This window comes from Embleya sp. NPDC005971 (genome assembly GCF_040629175.1).
GTDB lineage: Bacteria > Actinomycetota > Actinomycetes > Streptomycetales > Streptomycetaceae > Embleya.
The window spans coordinates 1-22,414 of sequence record NZ_JBEXUX010000005.1; the positions used below are offsets into that span (position 1 = coordinate 1).

Annotated in this window: 19 protein-coding genes and 1 rRNA gene; 11 read left to right on the forward strand and 9 right to left on the reverse strand. The window is 71.9% G+C overall.

Annotated elements, in window-relative coordinates; genetic code table 11:
- A 5S ribosomal RNA gene (rrf, locus tag ABZ374_RS06745) occupies positions 1-93 on the forward strand; the annotation flags it as partial.
- A 1,416-nt stretch (positions 94-1,509) separates the two neighbouring features.
- Entirely contained in the window at positions 1,510-1,776 is a 267-nt protein-coding gene (locus ABZ374_RS06750) for a hypothetical protein (RefSeq protein WP_360307189.1), read from the forward strand.
- Between the two features lie 260 nt (positions 1,777-2,036).
- Here the strand turns inward: ABZ374_RS06750 and ABZ374_RS06755 are convergent, their stop codons facing one another.
- The 5 genes from ABZ374_RS06755 to ABZ374_RS06775 are packed head-to-tail and all read right to left on the reverse strand — an operon-like array spanning position 2,037 to position 7,499.
- A complete protein-coding gene (locus ABZ374_RS06755) occupies positions 2,037-3,332 on the reverse strand; it encodes a DUF58 domain-containing protein (RefSeq protein ID WP_360307192.1) in 1,296 nt (431 codons plus the stop codon).
- Between the two features lie 6 nt (positions 3,333-3,338).
- Positions 3,339-4,307, reverse strand: coding sequence for an AAA family ATPase (locus ABZ374_RS06760; protein ID WP_360307195.1), 969 nt, complete (start codon positions 4,305-4,307; stop codon positions 3,339-3,341).
- Entirely contained in the window at positions 4,304-5,446 is a 1,143-nt protein-coding gene (locus tag ABZ374_RS06765) for a DUF4350 domain-containing protein (protein WP_360307198.1), read from the reverse strand. The genes ABZ374_RS06760 and ABZ374_RS06765 overlap by 4 nt, the downstream gene beginning before the upstream one ends.
- Positions 5,443-6,108, reverse strand: coding sequence for a DUF4129 domain-containing protein (locus ABZ374_RS06770; protein ID WP_360307201.1), 666 nt, complete (start codon positions 6,106-6,108; stop codon positions 5,443-5,445). Before ABZ374_RS06770 ends, ABZ374_RS06765 begins: the two co-directional genes overlap by 4 nt.
- Entirely contained in the window at positions 6,105-7,499 is a 1,395-nt protein-coding gene (locus ABZ374_RS06775; RefSeq protein ID WP_360307204.1) for a hypothetical protein, read from the reverse strand. The genes ABZ374_RS06770 and ABZ374_RS06775 overlap by 4 nt, the downstream gene beginning before the upstream one ends.
- Positions 7,500-7,892: 393 nt before the next feature.
- On the opposite strand from ABZ374_RS06775, the gene mtrA reads away from it, so the two are divergent.
- From mtrA to ABZ374_RS06805, 6 genes are all read left to right on the forward strand, one after another.
- Complete coding sequence (gene mtrA / locus ABZ374_RS06780; protein ID WP_026219725.1) at positions 7,893-8,570, forward strand: MtrAB system response regulator MtrA; 678 nt, start codon at positions 7,893-7,895, stop codon at positions 8,568-8,570.
- A gap of 97 nt (positions 8,571-8,667) precedes the next feature.
- Positions 8,668-10,371 carry an MtrAB system histidine kinase MtrB gene (mtrB, locus tag ABZ374_RS06785; protein WP_360307767.1) on the forward strand — a complete coding sequence of 568 codons (1,704 nt, stop codon included), beginning with the start codon at positions 8,668-8,670 and terminating at the stop codon, positions 10,369-10,371.
- Positions 10,368-12,143: an LpqB family beta-propeller domain-containing protein gene (locus ABZ374_RS06790; protein ID WP_360307208.1), complete on the forward strand. Its 1,776-nt coding sequence runs from the start codon at positions 10,368-10,370 to the stop codon at positions 12,141-12,143. Before mtrB ends, ABZ374_RS06790 begins: the two co-directional genes overlap by 4 nt.
- 750 nt (positions 12,144-12,893) lie before the next feature.
- On the forward strand, positions 12,894-13,259 hold the full coding sequence (locus tag ABZ374_RS06795; protein ID WP_360307770.1) for a phosphoribosyltransferase family protein: 366 nt from the start codon (positions 12,894-12,896) through the stop codon (positions 13,257-13,259).
- The gene (gene raiA, locus ABZ374_RS06800; RefSeq protein ID WP_360307211.1) at positions 13,147-13,827 is read left to right on the forward strand and encodes a ribosome-associated translation inhibitor RaiA; all 681 of its coding nucleotides are present in this window, start codon (positions 13,147-13,149) and stop codon (positions 13,825-13,827) included. Before ABZ374_RS06795 ends, raiA begins: the two co-directional genes overlap by 113 nt.
- 220 nt (positions 13,828-14,047) lie before the next feature.
- Positions 14,048-14,758: a response regulator transcription factor gene (locus ABZ374_RS06805; RefSeq protein ID WP_052174179.1), complete on the forward strand. Its 711-nt coding sequence runs from the start codon at positions 14,048-14,050 to the stop codon at positions 14,756-14,758.
- A gap of 60 nt (positions 14,759-14,818) precedes the next feature.
- Here the strand turns inward: ABZ374_RS06805 and ABZ374_RS06810 are convergent, their stop codons facing one another.
- The gene (locus ABZ374_RS06810; protein WP_360307214.1) at positions 14,819-16,033 is read right to left on the reverse strand and encodes a crosslink repair DNA glycosylase YcaQ family protein; all 1,215 of its coding nucleotides are present in this window, start codon (positions 16,031-16,033) and stop codon (positions 14,819-14,821) included.
- A 28-nt stretch (positions 16,034-16,061) separates the two neighbouring features.
- Positions 16,062-16,592, reverse strand: a complete 531-nt coding sequence (locus ABZ374_RS06815) for a GNAT family N-acetyltransferase (protein ID WP_360307217.1) — start codon at positions 16,590-16,592, stop codon at positions 16,062-16,064.
- A gap of 139 nt (positions 16,593-16,731) precedes the next feature.
- On the opposite strand from ABZ374_RS06815, the gene secA reads away from it, so the two are divergent.
- Positions 16,732-19,500 carry a preprotein translocase subunit SecA gene (secA, locus tag ABZ374_RS06820; RefSeq protein ID WP_360307220.1) on the forward strand — a complete coding sequence of 923 codons (2,769 nt, stop codon included), beginning with the start codon at positions 16,732-16,734 and terminating at the stop codon, positions 19,498-19,500.
- Between the two features lie 113 nt (positions 19,501-19,613).
- Here the strand turns inward: secA and ABZ374_RS06825 are convergent, their stop codons facing one another.
- The gene (locus tag ABZ374_RS06825) at positions 19,614-20,207 is read right to left on the reverse strand and encodes an Rv3235 family protein (RefSeq protein ID WP_360307223.1); all 594 of its coding nucleotides are present in this window, start codon (positions 20,205-20,207) and stop codon (positions 19,614-19,616) included.
- Positions 20,208-20,475: 268 nt separating this feature from the next.
- On the opposite strand from ABZ374_RS06825, the gene ABZ374_RS06830 reads away from it, so the two are divergent.
- Together ABZ374_RS06830 and ABZ374_RS06835 are read left to right on the forward strand one after the other, a co-directional pair.
- The gene (locus ABZ374_RS06830) at positions 20,476-20,937 is read left to right on the forward strand and encodes a hypothetical protein (protein ID WP_360307226.1); all 462 of its coding nucleotides are present in this window, start codon (positions 20,476-20,478) and stop codon (positions 20,935-20,937) included.
- Between the two features lie 26 nt (positions 20,938-20,963).
- Entirely contained in the window at positions 20,964-21,623 is a 660-nt protein-coding gene (locus tag ABZ374_RS06835) for an HAD hydrolase-like protein (protein WP_360307229.1), read from the forward strand.
- Positions 21,624-21,654: 31 nt separating this feature from the next.
- On the opposite strand, the gene ABZ374_RS06840 is transcribed toward ABZ374_RS06835, so the two are convergent.
- Complete coding sequence (locus ABZ374_RS06840; RefSeq protein ID WP_360307232.1) at positions 21,655-22,218, reverse strand: DJ-1/PfpI family protein; 564 nt, start codon at positions 22,216-22,218, stop codon at positions 21,655-21,657.
- Positions 22,219-22,414 lie beyond the last annotated feature (196 nt).

A 22,414-nucleotide genomic window follows, 5' to 3' on the forward strand; every position in this document is an offset into this window, starting at 1 on the left:
ACGCCCGGTCTCATTCCGAACCCGGAAGCTAAGCTCTCCAGCGCCGATGGTACTGCACTCGAAGGGGTGTGGGAGAGTAGGACGCCGCCGGAATCTACGTGTGAAAGGCCCATCCCGAACAGGGATGGGCCTTTCGCGTTTCCCGGGCCCTTTCCCGGGCCCTTCTTTGCGTCTCGGGGCCGCGGGGAATTTCGGCCGGGCCGGGCACGGGAGGCTCAGTGCTGAACGGCCGGCGTGGACCGGCGGAGATCGGCCCGGTCCCACGGTCACCGGCGGCCGGGAGCCCTGAGTCCTCCGGCGAGAGGTGGGCGTTGCGCGCGTGACCCTCGAACCCCTGAGACGGCCTTCGGACGGCCTCCCGCTCGACCGCCCCGACCCCAAACGCCCACCGGAACAGACCCGCCCCCCCCGGAAAGACTCCCGGCGCCCCTCACCGGGCCGCCCTTCCCGCCACCCGACCCGAAACGCCCACCGAGAACCCCCGCCCACACGCAATCCACCACCGGCATTCACAAACCGGCCCTCGACACGCACTCACGCCGCACGGCCCCGCAAAACCGCAGGTCAGCGAAATCCCGAGCGTGCGAAGCAGCCTCGGGATCCCGATCGTGACCCTCCAAGCCCTCAGACAGCCCTCCACCCGGCCACCCGACCCGAAACGCCCACCGAAACGCTCCCGACCCACTCGAAAAGGCCCCCCGGCGGACCTCACCGGGCCGCCCCACCCGCTCCGCCGTTGCCGGCGCCTTTCCCGCCGAGCAACACCCACCTCTCGCCGGGAAACCCAAGGCTCCCGGCCGCCGGTGACCGTGGGACCGGGCCCATCTCCGCCGATCCACGCCGACCGTTTAGCACTGAGCCACCCGCCGCCGACCAAGACGCGACCGCCGGCCGTGAACGCCCGGCCCACTCGGAAAGGCTCCCCGGCCGACCCGACGCAAGCGCCCACCCGCTCCGCCGTTGCCAGCGCTTTTTCCCGCAGGCGACGCCCGTGTCTCGCCGGGAAGCTCAGGGCTCCTGACCGCCGGTGACCCCGGGACCGGGCTGATCTCCGCCGGTCCACGCCGACCGTTTAGCACAAGGCCACCCGCTGCCGACCAAGACGCGACCGCCCGCCGCAAACGCCCGGCCCACTCGAAAGGTCCCCCGGCGGACCCGACGAAAGTACCCTCCCGCTCCGCCGTTGCCGGCGCCTTTCCCGCCGAGCAACACCCACCTCTCGCTGGGAAACCCAAGGCTCCCGGCCACCGGCGACCACGGGACCGGGCCCACCTCCACCAGCCCACGCCGACCGTTCAGCACAAAGCCACCCGCACCCAACCCAACCAAGACGCACCGCAGGCGGCGAGCACCCCACCCACCCGGCAGGAAGGCCCCCAGGGCCACCCAACTCCTGCCTCAGACCCCAATCTCAATCCCAGCCCGCCCCCAACCGACCACCTCAGCGGTCCCCCGTGTCGGAAGACCTGTGCTGGACTGTGGCTTCCTGCTCAAGCAGTCCGGGCGACGTTGCTGATCGAGGCGGTCCGGGCGGCGATGGCAGGTGGCACGTTGATCAGCCCGCAGGTCACCCTCCGCCTGCTGGACCGGCTGTCGGCGCACCCGACCGCGCCCCCGGCGCCGGCCGTAGGCCATTGCGCCGTACCCGACCAACCGGCCGCGGACCCGCTCACCACCCGCGAGCGCGAGATCGTCCGGTTGATCGCCCGCGAGCACACCAACGCCGAGATCGGCGCGGAGTTGTACAGCACCGTCGGCGCACCGTCGGCACCGTAAAGACGCATATCGCGAACATCCAGGCCAAGCCGGCGGCCCACAATCGAGTTGGGATCGCCGCCTGGCCTGGGCGTGGGCGAACGGGCATGTGACACCAGGAGGTCGAGCCGGCGGCACCACGGCTCGAACCGACTGCCGACTGCCACCCACAAGTCCCGCTCCACAACGGCTTGTTCCCCAACGGCTCGTTCCCCAACAGCCCGTTCCGCAACGGCCGTTCCAAAACCACCCGTTCGCCAACCGCCCTCCCCACGCCCGCCCTACAGCCGCCCCGCCAGCTTCAGTGCCAAATACGTGTCCGTGAGTGCCGACGCCAACTCCCCCGGGGGTGCGTCCACGACGGTTACGCTTCCTCGTCGCAACTCGGCTGCTGTTGCCCGGCGTTCGGCGAGTTCGCGTTCGGCGGCGGCGGCCTCGTAGATCGCTGTCACGTTGCCTCGGCGGGCGGCCATCGCGGTGATTGCCGGGTCGGCGACGGCGGCCACGATCACCTCGTGTCGGGCGGCGAGTCGGGGGAGGACCGGGAGGATGCCCTCCTGGACCGCCTCCCGTTCCAGGCCGGTGATCAGCACGATCAGTGAGCGGCGCGGGGTGCGGCGCAGGATTTCGGCGGTCAGGGATCGGGCGTCGGGTTCGACCAACTCCGGTTCCAGCGTGGCCATCGCCTGGACGAAGGCCGGGAGTATGCCGTTTCGGGGTGCGCGGCGTACCTCGGCGCGGACTCGACGGTCGTAGGCGAGCAGGTCGACCCGGTCGCCGGCGTGGTTGGCGACGGCGGTCAGCAGCAGGGTCGCGTCCATCGCCGCGTCCAGGCGGGGGACGTCGCCGATGCGGCCGGCCGAGGTGCGGCCGGTGTCGAGGACGACCAGGATGTGGCGGTCGCGTTCGGGGCGCCAGGTGCGCACCACGACGCCCTGGTTGCGGGCGGAGGCGCGCCAGTCGATCGATTTCGCGTCGTCGCCGGGGACGTATTCGCGCAGTGTGTCGAACTCGGTGCCCGCGCCTCGGGTGAGCAGGGCCGAGCGGCCGTCGAGTTCGCGCAGGCGTTCCAGTTTCGAGGGGAGCAGTCGGCGGCTGGGGAAGCCGGGCAGCACGCGCAGTCGCCACGGTACGTGGTGGGAGCCCTGGCGGGCGGCCAGGCCGAGCGGGCCGACGGAACGCACCGTGATCCGGTGGGCGTTGCGGTCGCCGCGGCGGGTCGGGGTCATCGTGGTGGTGAGCCGGCGGCGTTCGCCGGCGGGGATGCGCAGGTCGTGCCGCTGGGCAGTGGTGCCGGTGCTGGGTGGCCAGGCGTCGCGCAGTCGGCCGCGCAGGGGCCGGGGGCCGGGGTTGGTGACGGTCAGCGTGACCTCGGCGCGTTCGCCGAGGCGGACCGCGGTGTCGCCGCCGCGGTCGAAGGTCAGGGTGCGGACGCCGGGGGCGAGCAGCAGGTCGACGAGGACGGCGAACAGCAGGGCGCCCTCGACCACGGCCAGGCCGAGCAGCGAGGGCAGCAGCAGGCCGACCACCAGGACGCCCAGTGCTGCGGCCAGGACGGCACGACCGGTCAGGGCCATCGGCGGTTAACGCGGGACCGGGGTGTGCGCCAGGACGGCGTCGATCACCACGTCGGGGGTTACACCTTCCATCTCGGCCTCGGGGCGCAGCCGTACCCGGTGTCGCAGTGCCGGTCGGGCCAGGGCCTTGACGTCGTCGGGGGTGACGTAGTCGCGGCCGGCCAGCCAGGCCCAGGCGCGGGCGGCGGCGAGCAGCGCGGTGGCGCCGCGCGGGGAGACGCCCATGGCCAGTGACGGGGAGGTGCGGGTGGCTCGGCAGATGTCCACGACGTAGGCCAGGATGTCCGGCTCGACGCGCAGGGCGGCCACGGCGCGGCGGCCGGCGGCCAGGTCCGCGGCGCCGGCGACCGGGCGGACGCCGGCGGCTTCGAGGTCGCGCGGGTCGAAGCCCTCCGCGTGCCGGCGCAGCACCACGATCTCGTCGTCGCGTTCGGGCAGCGGCAGGGTGAGCTTGAGCAGGAAGCGGTCCAACTGGGCCTCGGGCAGCGGGTAGGTGCCCTCGTACTCGATCGGGTTCTGCGTCGCGGCGACCATGAACGGGTCGGGCAGCGGGCGGGTGGTGCCGTCGACCGAGACTTGGCGCTCCTCCATGGCTTCGAGCAGGGCGGCCTGGGTCTTGGGCGGGGTGCGGTTGATCTCGTCGGCGAGGAGCAGGTTGGTGAACACCGGGCCCTCGCGGAAGGAGAACGCGGCGGTGCGCGCGTCGTAGACCATCGAGCCGGTGACGTCGCCCGGCATCAGGTCGGGGGTGAACTGCACGCGGGTGGTCGTCAGTTCCAGGCTGCGGGCCAGGGCGCGCACCATCAGCGTCTTGGCGACGCCGGGCACGCCCTCCAGGAGTACGTGGCCCCGGCACAGGAGGGCGATCACCAGTCCGGTGACGGCGGCGTCCTGGCCGACCACGGCCTTGCCGATCTCGCCGCGCAGGGCTTCGAGGGCGTCGCGCGCCTCGCGGGTCTGCTCGGGTGCGCTCACGTCGTGCGTACCTGCCTTATCAGCGCGTCGAGTTCGTCGGACAGGGCGACGAGGGCTTCGTCGCTCTCCGGGCTCGCACCGTACAACAGGGCGTGCAGGTGCGCGGGCGTGTGGTCGGTGCGGGCGGTGACCGAGGCGATCAGGGCGGCCTCGGTGGGGTCGGCGCCCAGGACGCGGGCGATGCGTTCGCGGGCGGCGGCGCGCAGCAGTTCGGCGGCGGTGTCGCGGGCGCGGCCGCGGCGGTAGAGCCGGGCGCGGCCCTCGACGGTCTCGGCGGCGCGGACCACCACCGGGAGCGGTTCGGTCACCACCGGGCCCAGTCGGCGGGCCCGCCACAGGGCGAGCAGGACGGCGGCGACGGCCAGTTGTGCGGCGCCCCAGCGCCAGCCGGCGGGCAGCAGGTCCCACAGCGAGTCGTCGGCGGGCGGGAGTTCGTCGGCGCCGGGCAGGTACCAGACCAGGTGCGGATGGGCCCCGAGCAGGTTGAGCGCGAGGGCGGCGTTGCCGTTGTCGTCGAGGCGGTCGTTGACCAGCGGGCGGTCGGAGCCGAGCACGACGGTGTCGTGGCCGGCGCGGGGCGGGGTGCGGACCAGGGTCGGGCGGCCCGCGTAGGGATAACAACCGGTGGCGTCGGGGAGCAGGTCGAGGTCGAACCGGGCGCCGCCGGTGTCCGCGTCGCCGGCCCGGGTCGCGGCGGGCAGTTCGCAGCGCGGTTGCAGGGTGCGCCGGCCCGCGTCGCGGGCGGTGTGCACGCCGGGCGCCAGGATCGCCAGCGCGGCCTCGCCGGGGCGGACCAGCACCGTGCGGGCGGGCCCGGCGGCGGCGACGGTGCGCAGCCGGTCGTCGGCGAGCAGGTCGGGGAAGGGCACCACGAGGGTGCTGTCCGGGCGGATCGCCCGGGCGGCCTCGTCGGCGGAGCGGGCCAGGTGCACCTCGACGCCGCGGGCCCGCAGCAGTTGGGCCAGGGCCTTGCTGCCCTGCGGGTGGGTGGAGCGCGGGTCGAGCCGGCCCTCGTGCCGGTCGCCGCGGATCAGGATCAGGGCGGAGACCACGATCAGGACCAGGGCGACCAGGGCGAGCGGCGTGCGCACCCGGCGCCAGACCTGCTCGGTGGTGGGGCCGAGCGCGGTGTCGCTCATCGGGGCATCCGTTCGTCCACGCGTGGGCGGGCGGCGGCGCAGCGGGTGTCCAGCTCGCGCAGGTCGCGGTCCAGCGCCCGGTCGGCGGTACGCCCGCCGTAGTGCACGTCGTCGAAGGTCGCGGCGGCGGCCCGCAGGTCCGCGGCTGCCTCGGGCAGCGCCCGGCCGGCCTCGGCGGCGGCCTCGTCGGCGGTGCGGCCGGGGCGTACGTCGAGCACGGCACGCTCCTCCAGGGCCCGCACGATCGCCCGGAAGCGTTCCCGTACCGCCTCGTCCCAGTGCCCCCGGTCGGCGTGCGCGTCGGCGGCGGCACGGTGCTCGGCGGCCGACAACGGGCCCTGTTCGCCGTAGAGCGGCAGCTCGGCGCGGCGGGCGGTGCGCAGCGGACCCAGCCGCAGCCGCAACACCACGAGCGCGGCGATCACCAGGAGCACGATCACCACGAGGCCGAGACCACCACCGGGGCTGTGGTCGCCGGCCCGGGAGATCAGGTCGCCCAGGTGGTCGAGAAACCACTCCAGGGCCCGGCGGACCGGGCTGGGGTCGTCGCGGTGGTATTCGGGGCGCGAGAGTTCGTCCCGGGCGGCGTCCCGCGCGTCGTCGCGCGGGACGTCCACCGGCTCCCAGTCCCGGACCAGGGTCGTGAGCGCGTGGCGGTTCACGCCGGCGCGGGTCCCGAGGTCGCGTCGCCGCCGGGCTCTTCGTCCAGGACGCCGGCCGCGCGGGCGAGGTCGAGGTCGAGTGCCTCGCGGCGGATGCGCTGGTCGATGTAGAGCAGTGCGGTGGCGCCGGCGGCGAAGGGGTAGAGCAGCGCGGCGCTGATCACCGCGCCGACGCCGGTGATCAGCAGGTCGCCGAAGGAGGGGTCCGGAACGTCGGAGGGCTTGGACGCGGTGAGCGCCGAGATGCCGTCGGAGACCAGCAGGAACGGGAACTGGATGATGGCGCCGACGACCGTCATGATCAGCGCGATCAGCAGCAGGATGCCGCACACCCGCCACCACGCGCCGGTGACCAGCTTGCGCGAGCGCTCCAGCGCCTTGCGCACCGACTGCTTCTCCAGCATCAGGGTGGGGCCGGCGAGCGAGAAGCAGACGTAGAGGTAGACCGCCGCGACGACGCCGCCGATCATGCCCGGGAGCAACAGCAGCGCGCCGAGGCCGTCGGCGCCGACGGCCAGCAGCAGCAGGCCCGGCAACATCGCGATCAGGAGGGTGCCGACCGGGATCAGCCAGGAGGCGAAGGTGACGCCGAGCAGGCGCGGGAGCAGCGGGCGCACCGCCGTCCAGGCCTGGGTGGCGGACATGGTCTTGGCGATCACGGCGCGGCTGACCACGACGGTGAGCATCGCGGTGGCGGCGATCTGCCCGAGGGCGGCGACCACGATCGGCACGATCACCAGCGCGCTGGTGTCGCGCAGGTAGCGCCACGCCTCCTCGCCGGTGGCGTCGTCGCCGAGGTCGCTGGGCGAGAACTCGCGGTTGAGCAGCCAGGTGACCGGTACCTCGAGGCACTGGGTGAGCAGGGCGACCACGACGGCGATGCCGATCATGACCTTCCAGTGCGCGCGCATGGCGGCGAACGCGCCGTCGAGGATCTCGCCGACGCTCAGCGGGCGCAGTGGGATCACGCCGGGCTTGGCGGCCTGTACGTAGGGGCCGTTCCAGCCGGGAGGCGCGCCCCACAGCGGCGGTTGCTGCTGGGGGGCACCCCAGCGCGGGTCCTGGCCGGGGCCCGGTTGCGGGGGTCCCCATCCGGCCGCCGGGCCCTGCTGCGGCGGTCCCCATCCGGAGGCGGGCGGCTGGACCGGGGCCCACCCGGGGGCCGGGGCTCGGGGGCCGGGCTGTTCCGGAGCCGCGGGCTCGTCCTCGGCCGGGGGTTTGTCCAGGGACGGCTTGTCCGGCGACGGCGGCTTGTCCAGGGACGGGGGCGTGGCCGGCGACGGCGAGTCGGGCGCGGGCGCGGGTCGGTCGGGTGACGTGGCGTCGTCCGCCGGGCGTTCCTCGTCCGGCCCCGGGGCGTCCGGGGTGGGCGGGCCGGGCGAGTCCGTCATGCGATTGCGCTCCTCGTCCTGATCGGGTGGTGACTCATCGTGGCATGCCGGTGTGGGCCCCGGATGAACGGGCGGCCATCGGATCCGGTCCGCCGGCGCGGGTACCTCGACCGCCGGGACAACGTCGAGCGCGCGTCGCACGTTCCGGCACCGGTTCGCCCGGGCTCCGGCGGGCCCCGGCGAGGTCCGGCGGACGCCGTCGGGGGGTCGTGGGCATGGCCGAAACGCCCGTTGCGCCGGTCGGTGGGCCGGCGTACGGCCCGGTCGGGGACGTGACTCCGCACTCTCTCCGGTGGCAATGATCAGTATTTAGGCGATTTTGTCGTCGATCGGCGCGGCCGGAATCGGTCGGATGAGTGCAGGTCACAATCCGGTAATGCGACGATGATGTACATGAAGGGACGCGTCCTCATCGTTGACGACGACACCGCACTGTCCGAGATGCTCGGGATCGTGCTGCGTGGCGAAGGGTTCGAGCCGTCGTTCGTGGCGGACGGCGACAAGGCACTCCAGGCTTTTCGGGATGTAAAACCGGACCTGGTACTGCTGGACCTGATGCTGCCCGGCCGTGACGGCATCGACGTCTGCCGCCAGATCCGTGCCGAGTCCGGCGTGCCGATCGTGATGCTCACCGCCAAGAGCGACACGGTCGACGTCGTGGTCGGGCTGGAATCCGGAGCCGACGACTATGTGATCAAACCGTTCAAGCCCAAGGAGCTTGTCGCTCGTGTGCGGGCCCGCCTGCGCAGAGCCGAAGAACCCACCCCGGAGCAGTTGGTGATCGGCGATCTGGTGATCGACGTGGCCGGCCACGCCGTGAAGCGGGACGGGCAGAACATCGCGCTCACCCCGCTGGAGTTCGACCTCCTTGTCGCACTCGCCCGCAAGCCCTGGCAGGTGTTCACCCGCGAGGTGCTTCTCGAACAGGTCTGGGGATACCGACACGCGGCGGACACCCGCTTGGTGAACGTGCACGTCCAGCGGCTGCGCTCGAAGATCGAGCGCGACCCCGAGCGTCCGGAGACCGTGGTCACCGTGCGCGGGGTCGGCTACAAGGCGGGACCGGCCTGACCTTGAGTTCGTTCCGGTGAGCACCGCACAGCGGTCGCCCTCTCCATCGGCCTGGTCCCTCGCCCTGCGTCGCGTACGCGGTGGCGTGGGCCGGGTCATGGCGTTGTGGAACAGATCGATCCAGTTTCGCGTCGTGGCCACCACCCTGGTGTTGTCCGTCGCGGTGATGGTGCTGCTCGGGGTGGTGGTGGTCGGCCAGGTCCGCAACGGCCTGCTGGACGCGAAGGTGGCCTCCGCCCGCTCCCAGGCCCAGGGCGGGATCGCCGATGCCCGGGCCCAGGCCGACGAGATCGCCACCAGCCCGGGCCGGCACGTCCAGGTACCCACCGGCGTGCCGGCCGGCACCCCGGCGTCCGGCAACCGGGTGAACACCGGCGACTGGCTCAACGCCCTGGTCAAGCAGCTCTCCAGCGGCGGCCAGGGGGTCTACGACGTGGCCGCCACCAGCCAGGACACGGCGGACAACCCGCCCGGGTCCGGTCGCAGCCCCCGCGCGTCCGGCGACGTGGTCCCCGACGCCAGCGTGCCGGACGAGCTGCGCCGCGAGGTCGGGCTCAAGCGCGGTGTGCCACTGCTCCAGTACACCCAGATCGTGCGCGAGGGCCAGCACGGCGAGGGCCCGGCCGAGACCACCCGCGAGGCCGGCCTGGTGGTCGGTGCGGAACTGGAGGATCCCGACGGCGGCTTCTACCAGCTCTACTACTTCTTCTCCTTCGGCCCGGAGGAGAAGACCCTGGGTCTGGTGCGCAGCACGCTGGCCACCGCCGGGGTCTTCCTGGTGCTGCTCCTGGTGGCGATCGCGGCGCTGGTGACCCGGTGGGTGGTCACCCCGGTGCGGATGGCGGCCCGGATCGCCGAGCGGTTGGCCGCCGGTCGTCTGGAGGAACGCATGCGGGTCGTCGGCGCGGACGACCTGGCGCGCCTGGGCTCCTCGTTCAACAAGATGGCCTCCAATCTGCAGAACCAGATCCGGCAGTTGGAGGAGCTCTCGCGCGTGCAACGCCGGTTCGTCTCGGACGTCTCGCACGAACTGCGCACCCCGCTGACCACCGTGCGGATGGCGGCCGACGTGCTGCACGAGGCCCGCGAGGACTTCGACCCGGCCACGCGGCGCTCGGCCGAGCTGTTGCAGAACCAGTTGGACCGGTTCGAGGCACTGTTGTCGGACCTGCTGGAGATCAGCCGCTTCGACGCCGGCGCGGCCGTGCTGGACGCCGAGCCGGTGGACCTGCGCGACCTGGTGCGTCGGGTGGTCGAGGGCGCGGAGCCGCTGGCCGAGCGGCGCGGCAGCCGACTGGTGGTGCGCGCACCGGACAAGCCGTGCGTGGCAGAGGTGGACCCGCGCCGGATCGACCGGGTGTTGCGCAACCTGGTGGTCAACGCGGTCGAGCACGGCGAGGGCCACGATGTGGTGGTCACCGTGGCCGGCGGCGAGGACTCGGTCGCGGTGGCCGTGCGCGACTACGGCGTGGGCCTCAAGCCCGGCGAGTCCTCGCTGGTGTTCGCCCGGTTCTGGCGGGCCGACCCGGCTCGGGCCCGGACCACCGGTGGTACCGGACTGGGCCTGTCGATCGCGTTGGAGGACGCGCACCTGCACGGCGGCTGGCTCCAGGCGTGGGGCGAGCCGGGCGGCGGCTCGCAGTTCCGGCTGAGCCTGCCCAAGACCGCGGGTGGCGATCTGGTGCGTTCGCCGCTGCCGTTGGAGCCCGAGGACTCGCGGGCGAATCGGGGCCTGGGCCCGGCGGGCTCGCCCTATCGGCGCACCGTGCGTGCGGCCGGCCCCGCGGGAGGCACTCGATGAGGCGGATCAGCCCGTTCCTGGCCCTGGTGTGCGTGTTGTGCACGCTCAGCGCGTGTGCGTCCATGCCGCACAGCGGCAGCGTGCGCGAGGCGGCCAAGGGCGAAAGCAAGGAGCAGGGCCCCGAGCAGCAGGTGCGGGTGTTCGCGGTGCCGCCCAAGCCCGGCGAGCAACCGCACGGGATGGTCGCCGGCTTCCTGGAGGCGGTCACCAGCGACGAGCCCGACTACACGACGGCGCGCGCCTACCTGACCCCGGAGGCCCGGGCCAAGTGGGTGCCCACCCGCGAGATCGTGGTGCTCGACTCGATCGCCCGGATCGAACTGGTCCCCGGCGCCGACGAGCGCACCTATCAGGCGGAGGTGTCGGGCACCAAGGTGGGCACGGTCGACAACCGCAACGCCTACCAGCCCGAACAACTGCCGAACGCGCAGTACCGGGCGACGCTGCAACTGCGGCTGGGTACCGACAACCAGTGGCGGATCGCCGACCTGCCGGACGGGCTGATCCTGTCCCGGGCCGAGTTCCACCGGATCTACCGGTCGGTGAACACCTACTGGTTCGCCACCGCGATGCCGGTGGGCAAGGACATCCTGGTGCCCGACCCGGTCTACCTGCGCAGCCGCGTCGGACTGACCTCGGCGCTGGTGCGCCAACTGGTGGGCGGGCCCACCGACTGGCTGCGGCCGGTGGTGGAGACCGCGTTCCCGGCGGGCACCGAACCCGCCGACCGGGTCGTCTCGATCGAGGACAACCGGATCGCCCGGGTGCAACTCAACCGGCAGGCCCGGCTCGCCCAGACCAAGGGCTGCGAGCGGATGGCCGCACAACTGCTCTACACCCTGCGCCAGGTCTCCGGAGTGGATTCCGTCTCGATCACCGGCGGCGGCGAGCCGATGTGCTCGCTGTCCTACGACGACGCCGCCCAGTACGACCCGGGGCGAGCGGCCCGGACGTCCGCGCCCACCGGCTACTTCATCGCCAAGGGCAACGTGGTCAACGTGGTGCCCGGCCCGAACGGCAATCCGCCGGTGTTGCCCGGACCGTTCGGCGACGGCACCTACAAGGTCGACCAGATCGCCGTCTCGCGCGATCCGTTCCGCCGCCGGATCGCGGGCATCGACACCAGCGGTCGCCGACTGCTGGTCGGCGACGTGGACGGCCACGGCGAGGTCCAGGAGTGGCTGACCACCGCTCCGGCGTCGCTGCTCAGTCCGACCTGGGACGGTCGCGGCGTGTTGTGGGTGCTCGACCGCACCAAGGACGCCGAACAGGTGCTCGCGCTGTACGAGGACGAGCGCAGGCAGATCACCCGGGTCGCGGTCGACGTGGAGGGCATCACCGCCGCCCGGATCACCGGCCTGCGGCTGTCCCCGGACGGCACCCGCGCCGCGCTGATCGTGGACAACGGCAAGGTGCTGATCGGTCGGGTGGAGCGTCGGGTGAACAACGGCGCGGTGGCCCTGACCATCGCCGCGCCACGCTCGGTGATCCCCTCGCTGGTCGAGGTCAAGGCGATCTCCTGGAACGGCCCCGACCGGCTCGCGGTACTCGGCAAGGAGGGCCAGGGCGCGCTGGCCCCGCAGATCGTGGACATCGACGGGGGCCTGTCGGTCTCCGTCGCCTCGGTCAACGGCATGCTGCGCATCGCGGCACCGGACGGCTCGGACCAGCCCCTGTTGGCGGACTCCGGCGAGGAGAACATCTACCAGTTGTCCCAGGGCAACAACTGGACCAAGGTGCACAGCGGCCTGTACCCGGTCTATCCGGGCTAGGCCCCGTCCGGCGGCCCCACCGGGATCCGCCGGACAGGGCCTGGCGGCGGGGCCGGTCGGCCGGCTCTCGGCGGGGCCGCGGGGTCGATCGGTCCCATCGGATTCGGTCGGATCGGGGGCGGTCCCGGTCGCGTCGGGTCCGCCTCGATCGTCCGCCACGGCGCGCCATGACCGGATCGGGTGGTTGTGCGTACCGTCGGTCCGTTTCGGGGCCGGCCGTGCGAGCTTGGGGGCATGGAACGGTCTCGGGTGCTCGCGGCGTGGGCCGACCTGATGCTGCCCGTGTGTTGCGCGGGTTGTGCCGAGTCCGGGGCGTTGCTGTGCGGGCGCTGCCGGGCGGTGTTCGCCGCGGCGCCCGTGCCCGTGCGGCCGACGCCGGCGCCGGAGGGGCTGCCGCCCGTGCACGCGGTCACCGCGTACCTGGGGCCGGTGCGCCCGGTGCTCGCCGCCTTCAAGGAGCACGGCGCGCGCCGACTGGCCCGCCCGCTCGGCGACGCGCTCGCGCGGGCCGCAGCGGCCGGGCTGCCCGATCCGGCCGGGTCCGCCCTGCTGGTCCCGGTGCCCTCGACCCGGGCCGCGGTGCGCCGCCGGGGTCGGGACGCCACCGGCGAGTTGGCCCGGCGCGCGGCCGGTCGACTGCGTGCGGCCGGAGTGCCCACCCGGGTGCTGCCGGCCCTGCGACATACCAGGCGAGTACGGGATCAATCAGGTCTTTCGGCGCATGAACGGAGGATGAACATCCGCCGATCAATGATCGTTTCGGACAGGTTGGCGCCCTTGTTTACGGGCATTAGTGTGGTGATCGTCGTCGATGATGTTTGCACCACCGGCGCAACTCTCGCGGAGGCGACCCGTGCGGTCCGAGCCGTGGGAGGGCGAGTCGGGGCGGCGGCCGTGGTGGCCGCGACGACCCGACGGCGCCGGGCGGAGCAGGACCATCGCCGACCTGGTCGGCCGGATGGGTGGCCACCCCTCCGGCATGGCGCAATGGATGGAGTTCTGCGTGGACATTGTCGTCAAGGGCCGCAAGACCGAGGTACCCGAGCGTTTTCGCAGGCACTGCGTCGAGAAGCTGGAGAAGATCCGCAAGCTCGACGACAAGGTGATCAGCGTTGACGTGGAGGTGTCCAAGGAGCGGAACCCGCGGCTGGCGGAGCGCTCGGACCGGGTGGAGATCACGCTGAACACGCGTGGTCCCGTCATCCGGGGCGAAGCCGCCGCGTCCGACCCATACGCCGCACTCGACATGGCGTGCGCGAGACTCGAAGCGCAGTTGCGCAAGGCCGCCGACCGGCGGCGCGTGCACCATGGTCACCGTTCCCCCGTATCGGTGGGCGCGGCCACTGCGGAGATCAATCACGCCGACCGGCTCAATGGGGCCGTGGTGGCGTCCGCGGAAGACATCGAGGCTGTGAAGAACGGCGAATTGAGGCCCCAGCCGCACATGGCGGGCCCGATCGAGGTAGACGGCGAAGGCCCCCTCGTGGTTCGCGAGAAGGTACACGCCGGGCGCCCGATGGCGCTCGACCAGGCGCTGTACGAGATGGAGTTGGTAGGCCACGACTTCTATCTGTTCATCGATTCGAGCACCAGGTGGCCGAGTGTGGTGTACCGCCGGCACGGCTACGACTACGGTGTGATCCACCTCAAGCCCGAGGACCGCGAGGACGGCGGACCGCAGTAAGCAGCGGTCGGGCCGTCCCGCCGCGCCCTTTGGCGGTCAACGGACGCCGAAACCCTTCGGGGTTTCGGCGTCGGTTGCGTTCTCGACCGTGGCGTTCCCTGGCGAAAGTTCCGCTTCGCAAGTACGTTCCGCACATAACACCCATCAGGGCCTGGCGTCGTGGCGATCACGTGGGATCATGTCCTGGACACGGATCGTGCCGACCCAGGGGGGAAACACGGTGGGTGAACAGTCTGTTCCGACCCGCGTGGACCACGGCTCAGCGGGCGAACCGATTCGCGTGCTGGTGGTCGACGACCACGATCTGTTTCGCCGGGGTCTGGACATCGTGCTCGCGCCCGAACCGGACATCACGGTGGTGGGCGAGGCGGGGGACGGCGCCGAGGCGCTGGAGGCCGCACAGGATCTGCTGCCCGACATCATCCTGATGGACGTCCGGATGCCCAGACGCGGCGGTATCGAGGCGTGCACGGCGATCAAGGAAGTCGCACCCAGCACGCAGATCATCATGCTGACGATGAGTGAGGAAGAGGCCGACCTCTACGACGCGATCAAGGCCGGCGCGACCGGCTATCTGCTGAAGGAGATCTCGCACGGCGAGGTGGCCTCGGCGATTCGCGCGGTGGCCGACGGGCAGTCGCAGATCAGTCCGTCGATGGCGGTCAAGCTGCTGACCGAGTTCAAGTCGATGAGCCGGCGCGACGACGAACGACGCCTGGTGCCGGCGCCGCGGCTGACCGATCGCGAGATCGAGGTGCTGCGGCTGGTGGCCACCGGGCGCAACAACCGCGACATCGCCAAGCAGTTGTTCATCAGCGAGAACACGGTCAAGAACCACGTGCGCAACATCCTGGAGAAACTCCAACTGCACTCGCGCATGGAGGCCGTGGTCTACGCGATGCGGGAGAAGATCCTGGAGATCGGCGACTGACCCGGCGGTGGCTGCCGACCGGGCGAGGATCCGCCCGGTCGGCAGTCGTGCGTGGGCGGATCAGCTCGCGAGCAGGGCGCCCAGCGGTGCGCGGGTGCGCTCGTGGTCGATGTGCTCGATCCGGACGTCCTGGCAACCCACCCACTGGGCGGCCTCGCGCAGCGCCCCGGCCGCCGCCGCGAGGGTGCGCTCGGTGACCTTGGCGCCGGCCTCGAAGGACAACCGCCGGGCCACCAGCGTGCGCCCCTCGCGAGCCGGGTCCACCCGGCCGACCAGCCGCCCGCCGGCGAGCAGCGGCATCACGAAGTAGCCGTGCACCCGCTTGGCGGCCGGCACATACGCCTCCAGGCGGTGCTCGAAGCCGCCGAACACCCTGGCGGTGCGCGGTCGGTCCCACACCAGCGCGTCGAACGGCGACAGCAGCGTGTTGCGATGCCGGCCGCGCGCGGGAGCGGCCAGCGCGGCGGGATCTGCCCAGATGCCCTCGCGGGCGGCCCGCTCGCCCCAACCCGCGACGGTGACCGGGACCAGGCCGCTGTCCGGCAGCGCGGCGTCGACCTCGGCCCGGGTCAGCCGGTACTGGTCCATCAGGTCGGCCCGGGTGGCCACGCCCAGTTGACGGCCCGCGAGGGCGACCAGGCGGCGCACGCACTCGGCGTCGTCGGGCTCCTCGGCGAGCAGGGCCGGCGGGATCACCCGCTCCGGCAGGTCGTACACCCGCTTCCAGCCCTCGCGGCGCACGCAGACCACGTCGCCGAAGGCGAGCGCGCGCTCGGCCGCGATCTTGGTCTCGCTCCAGTCCCACCACTCGCCCTTGTTCTTGGCGCCGCCCAGGCCGGTGGCGGTGAGCGGGCCCTCGGCGCGCAGCCGCTCCAGGACGTTGCGGTACGCCTCCTCGGTGACCCGTTGGCCCCACAGGTGACCGCGATCTCGGTGGTGCCGACGGCGGAAGGCGAAGTCGGGCCAGGTGTCCATCGGCAGCACACAGGCCGCGTGCGACCAGTACTCGAAGGCGGTCTCGCCACTCCAGTAGGCGGCCTCGACGGCCGGTCGACCGACCGCTCCCAGGCGGGCGTACGGCACCAGTTCGTGCGAGCGGGCCAGGGTCGAGATGGTGTCGAGCTGTACCGCGCCGAGCGCGTGCAGCACGCCCAGGACGCCGGTGCGGCGGTCGGGGGCACCGAGGAAGCCCTGGGCGGCCAGCACGATCCGGCGGGCCTGGTCGGCGGTCAGCTCGGCGACGGGGTGCCGGTCGGCTGTCGGCTGTGGGGTCATGGACGCCACCTTAGAACGTATGTTCGCATCAGGTGTCCGTGGCGAGCCGGGCATGCAGATGTACGTCCGCGAACGGTTCGTCGGCACCGGTGAAGCACTGCCGCAGTACTCCTTCGAGTGCATATCCCGCCGCGCCCGCGACCGCGCACGAGCCGGCGTTGGTCACGGCGTGCCGCAGTTCCACCCGGTGCAGGTCCAGTGCGCCGAACGCCCAACGGCTCACCGCGCCCACCCCGTGTCGGGCCACGCCACGACCTCGGGCGTGCTCCAGCGTCCAGTAGCCGATCGCGGTGGTGCGCCACCGCGGGGTGGTGTCGGCGAGCCCCACATGGCCGAGGACCTCGCCGGTCACCGCGTCCATCACCGCGAACGAGGGCCCCTCGCCGTCGGCCCAGCGCCGCGCGCGGGTGGCCAGCCACGCGCTCGGATCACCGTCCGTCGGCACCGCCATCCAGCGGGTGATCTCCGGATCGGCGAGAGCGGTGCGGACCACGTCGACGTCGTGTTCGTTCCAGGGGCGGAGCTGAAAGCGCCCCGCCGCGATCTCCACAGGTTCCATGCCGGTCACTGTGCCGGCCCGCGAGGCTCGATCCCGGCTTGCCTCCTCGCATACGATGGCCGTATCGGCGGGACGGGCCCCGCCGTGCCGTCACGTCCGAAAGGCGGGCGGGCGCCGTCGGGCAAGGAGCTCATCCAGCGTGTCTATCTTCGATAAGGTCCTGCGCGCCGGCGAGGGCAAAATCCTGCGCAAGCTCAACCGCATCGCAGATCAGATCGAGTCGATCGAAGATGACTTCAAGGACCTCTCCGACGCCGAGCTGCGCGCACTGACGGACGAGTACAAGCAGCGCTACGCCGACGGGGAGACCCTCGACGACCTGCTTCCGGAAGCCTTCGCCACCGTTCGCGAGGCCGCCCGCCGCACCCTGGGCCAGCGGCACTACAAGGTGCAGCTCATGGGCGGCGCCGCGCTGCACCTGGGCAACATCGCCGAGATGCGCACCGGCGAGGGCAAGACCCTCGTCTCGACGCTGCCCGCCTACCTGAACGCGATCGCCGGCGAGGGCGTGCACGTGGTCACGGTCAACGACTACCTCGCCGAGCGCGACTCGGAGTGGATGGGACGCGTCCACCGCTTCCTGGGGCTGACCGTCGGCTGCATCCTGGCCAACATGCCGCCGCACGAGCGCCGCAAGGCGTACGGCTACGACATCACCTACGGCACCAACAACGAGTTCGGCTTCGACTACCTGCGCGACAACATGGCGTGGTCGGCCGACGAGCTGGTGCAGCGCGGCCACTTCTTCGCCGTGGTCGACGAGGTCGACTCGATCCTGGTCGACGAGGCCCGTACACCGCTGATCATCTCCGGCCCGGCCGACCAGGCCACGAAGTGGTACGCCGACTTCGCCAAGATGGTCAAGCGGCTCAAGCGCGGCGAGGCGGCCAACCCGCTCAAGGGCATCGAGGAGACCGGCGACTACGACGTCGACGAGAAGAAGCGCACCGTCGCCATCCACGAGTCCGGCGTCGGCCGGGTCGAGGACTACCTCGGCATCGACAACCTCTACGAGGCGGTCAACACCCCGCTGGTCGGCTACCTGAACAACGCCATCAAGGCGAAGGAGCTGTACAAGCGGGACAAGGAATACGTGGTCGTGGACGGCGAGGTGCTCATCGTCGACGAGCACACCGGCCGCATCCTCGCCGGTCGCCGCTACAACGAGGGCATGCACCAGGCGATCGAGGCCAAGGAGGGGGTGGACATCAAGGACGAGAACCAGACCCTGGCCACCGTCACCCTCCAGAACTTCTTCCGCCTGTACAAGAAGCTCGGCGGCATGACCGGTACGGCGATGACCGAGGCCGCCGAGTTCCACCAGATCTACAAGCTCGGCGTGGTGCCCATCCCCACCCACCGCTCGGTGCAGCGCGTGGACCAGTCCGACCTCGTGTACAAGACCGAGGAGGCCAAGTTCGACGCGGTGGTCGAGGACATCACGCAAAAGCACGAGAAGGGCCAGCCGGTCCTGGTCGGCACCACGAGCGTGGAGAAGTCCGAGTACCTCTCCGCCCAACTGCGCAAGCGCGGCGTGCCGCACGAGGTGCTCAACGCCAAGCACCACGAGCGCGAGGCGCAGATCGTCGCGCAGGCCGGCCGCAAGGGCGCGGTCACGGTGGCCACCAACATGGCCGGCCGCGGTACCGACATCATGCTCGGCGGCAACCCGGACCACCTGGCCGCGGCCGAGCTGGCCCAGCGCGGGCTCACCCCGACCGAGACGCCGGAGGAGTACGAGAGCGCCTGGCCGGACGCGCTGGAGAAGGCCAAGAAGGCGGTCAAGGCCGAGCACGAGGAGGTCTCCGACCTCGGCGGCCTGTACGTGCTGGGCACCGAGCGGCACGAGTCCCGCCGGATCGACAACCAGCTCCGCGGTCGTTCCGGCCGCCAGGGCGACCCGGGCGAGTCGCGCTTCTACCTCTCGCTCGGCGACGACCTGATGCGTTTGTTCAAGGCGAACATCGTCGAGCGCGTGCTGACCCTGGCCAACGTGCCCGAGGACCAGCCGATCGAGTCGAAGATGGTCTCCAACGCGATCAAGTCCGCGCAGACCCAGGTCGAGCAGCAGAACTTCGAGATCCGCAAGAACGTGCTCAAGTACGACGAGGTGCTGAACCGCCAGCGCGAGGTGATCTACGGCGAGCGCCGCCGGGTGCTCGCGGGCGAGAACCTGCAGGAGCAGATCGGCCACTTCATCGACGACACCGTCCAGGCGTACGTGCACGGTGCGACCGAGGGCTTCGCCGAGGAATGGGACCTGGAGAAGCTCTGGGCCGAACTCAAGCGCCTCTACCCGGTCAGCGTCACGATCGAGGAGGTCGAGGAGGAGTTCGGCGACCGCTCCGACCTGGACACCGAGCAGCTCGTCGAACTGCTGCGGGCGGACGCCCAGGCCGCCTACGCGCTGCGCGAGGAGAAGCTCGGCGAGGAGGTCACGCGCGAGCTGGAGCGCCGGGTCATCCTTTCGGTGCTCGACCGCCGCTGGCGTGAGCACCTCTACGAGATGGACTACCTCCAGGAGGGCATCGGCCTGCGGGCGATGGCGCAGCGCGACCCGCTGGTGGAGTACCAGCGCGAGGGCTTCGACATGTTCAACGCCATGATGGAGGGCATCAAGGAGGAGTCGGTCGGCTACCTCTTCAACGTCGAGGTCGAGATCGAGCAGGTGCCCGAGGCGCCGAGCATCTCGATCGACAAGGCCGCGCCGCTGCCGGAGATCCACGCGAAGGGCCTGGACGCGCCCCAGCGGCCGGCGCACCTGCAGTACAGCGCGCCGACGATCGACGGCGAGGGTGGCGTGGTCACCTCCGAGGAGAGCTTCGACGAGGACGAGGTCGAGCTCGACGAGGGTGCGACTCGGGCCGAGCGGCGGCGGGCTCAGCGGGCGAAGCGCAAGAAGAAGTAGTCGGCGGGGGCGGGTGGGCCTGCGGCCCGCTTGTCCTCGAACGCCGGTTGGGCCGGATGTTCGACCCGAGGGCCCGGATCGCTGTGGCGATTCGGGCCCTCGGGCTTTCCGGGTCAGGTCAGGTTGTCGTGTTCCAGGGCTGTGCACAGCCAGGTGTCGGTGGGCCGGCGGGTGGGGGCGTCGCGTTCGAGGCGGAAGGCCAGGGTGAGGACCCAGGAGGCGGCGCGCAGGCGGGCGTAGCCCTCGGCGACGCCGTCGGCGGGGGTGCGACCGCCGCACGATTCCACGCTCAGCCGGCCGACCCGGCGGGCGGCGAGGCGGCGGACCAGGTGTTGCGTGGTGGCGTAGACGGCCGCGGAGGCGTACGGGCGCAGTTGGCCGACCGTGCGCAGGCCGGAGCCGATCTCGGCCAGGGCGTGGGCCAGCCGCCGGGCGCGCAGGCGGGCCTCGGTCGGGTCCGGCTCGGCCGGGGTGTGGATCAGCCGCAGGGCGGGGCGCGATACCGGCCGGGGGACGAAGTCGGGGTCGGCGGCCAGTGCGAGGGAGCCGTGTACCCGCGCGGATCGGTACGCGGGGGCGTCCGGCGCGAGGAGCGCGCGTGGCGAGCTACGGGCCGGGGCCGGGTCGAAGGGGCTTTCGCCGGCGGGTGCGCGCACCACGTACAGGTGCGGTGGCGAAGTGGTGCGGGCGGTGTTCGTGTGGACCATGGGTCCTCCCCGAGAAGTGCCGAACATGACGTGCCCGCCGCCGACGTGCCGGGCATGGGTGTGCCGCACTCGTTCCGCTCGTTCCCCCGACCGGGACGTGTGCAGGCACTTCCTAGCCGGCTCGCGGCGCATGGTCAACCATTCGTTCGGCCGACCCGGGGATTACGCTGACGCGTCGACTCACGCAATGTGGCGGTAGGTCGACCGTCACCCCGGCTCCCGTCGCACACGAACGGATGTCGGGATTTCACTCGATTGGAGTCGCCCGATGCGCGTGTTCATCCCCACCACGCCCGCAGGTCTGGCCTCGGTGCACGCCGACGGCGGGATCGGGTCGGCGCCGGTGGTCGCGTTCGCGGTCACCGACGCGTTTCGTACCTGGTACGACAGCTCGGACGAGGAGGAGTTGGAGTACGGGGCGCTGACCCGGGCCGCCGAGGACTCGTTGCGGTTGCTCGCGGCCGAGCCGGGGGCGATGCGCCGGGTCGTGCTGGCGGCGGATGTGCCGGACGCGCTGGTGCGCGAGCGGGCGCAGGACGGGCCGGGCGCGGTCCTGGTGGACGCGACGGTGCCGCGCAAGCGGATCGCGGCGGTGCACATGGACACCACCGAGGCCGAGGGCGCGATCGCCGCGGCGCTGGCCGGCGGACTCACCGACGAGTGGATCGAGGCGACCGAGGAGCACGAGCTGTTGTGGTTCGCGACACAGGAGCTGGCCGATCTGCTGTGAGCGCGCCCACGGCACAATGAAGGTCCATGAAGAGTCGATCTCCGCACCTGGTCTGGGACTGGAACAGCACGCTGTTCCACGACATGGACGCGATCATCGCGGCCACCAATGCCTCGTTCGCTCTGCTCGGGCTGCCGCCGATGACGCTGGAGCGCTATCGCGAGCTGTATTGCGTGCCCGTGCCCAAGTTCTACGAGAAGGTCACCGGCCGGGTCCCCGAGCCGGCCGAGTGGGTGTTGCTCGACGACGCCTTCCAGGAGGTCTACACCGCGCACAGCGCGCTGTGTGAGCTGGCCGACGGTGCGGACGAGTTGCTGCACGCCTGGCAGCGCGAGGGTGGCACCCAGTCGTTGTTGTCGTTGACCGCGCACGAGGCGCTGATGCCGTTCGTGCGCCGGTTCGGGATCGAGGACCGGTTCGTCCGGGTGGACGGGCGGGTGGGTCCGGCCGGCGGCGGCAAGGCCGAGCACCTGGTCCGGCACCTGGCCGGGCTGGGTCGGGAGCCGGCCGAGGTGGTGCTGATCGGCGATGCCGCCGACGACGCGGCGGCGGCGTTGCACGTGGGCGCGCGGGCGGTGTTGTACTCGGGCGGTTCGCACGCGCGGGCCGGCCTGGAGGCGGTCGGCGTGCCGGTGGTGGATTCGCTCGCGGACGCGGTGGAGCTGGCGCGTACCCTGCCGGGCTGAGCCGTGCGCGGCCGTCGGGCGGGTCGAGTGCTCAGGCCGGTGCCTTGGCCCGCAGGACCCGGACGAACTCGCGCATCCAGGCCGGATGGTCGACCCAGCTTCGGGCGGAGACCAGGGTGCCGTCGACGACCGCCTCGCCGTCCACCCAGGTGCCGCCCGCGGCTCTGATGTCCGGCGCGATCGTCGGGTAGGCGGCGGTCCGGCGCCCGGTCAGCATGCCCGCGGCGGCGGCGATCAGCGGGCCGTGACAGATCTGCGCGATCGGCTTGTCCGCCTCGAAGAAGTGCCGCACCAGGCGCTGTACGACCGGGTTGTTGCGCAGGTATTCCGGCGCCCGGCCGCCCGGCAGCACGAGCGCGACGTAGTTCTCCGGCCGCACCTCCACGAACGCGAAGTCGGCCGGCCACGTGTAGCCGGGCTTCTCGGTGAAGGTGTCGAAGCCGTCGACGAAGTCGTGCACGACGAAGGCGAGCTTCTTGCGCGAGGGGCCCGCCACGTGCACGTCGTACCCCTCCTCGCGCAGGCGTTGGTACGGGTAGAGCACTTCCAGCGACTCCGCCGCGTCGCCGGTGATCAGCAGCACCTTCTTGGCCATGACGATCGTCTCCCCACCGAATTCGTCCCGCCGTGCACGGATGTCGCCCTCGACCGTCCACGGTGCCCCGGACGTCGCCTTCGGGGCAATGGGTACGAGGTGTCCGGAGCGACCGGGAAATTACTTACAGCCTGTTCCAAGATCCCCTCTCGGCGGTCGAGGGGCACCCGAGTAGCCTGACGATGCGGCGACGCCG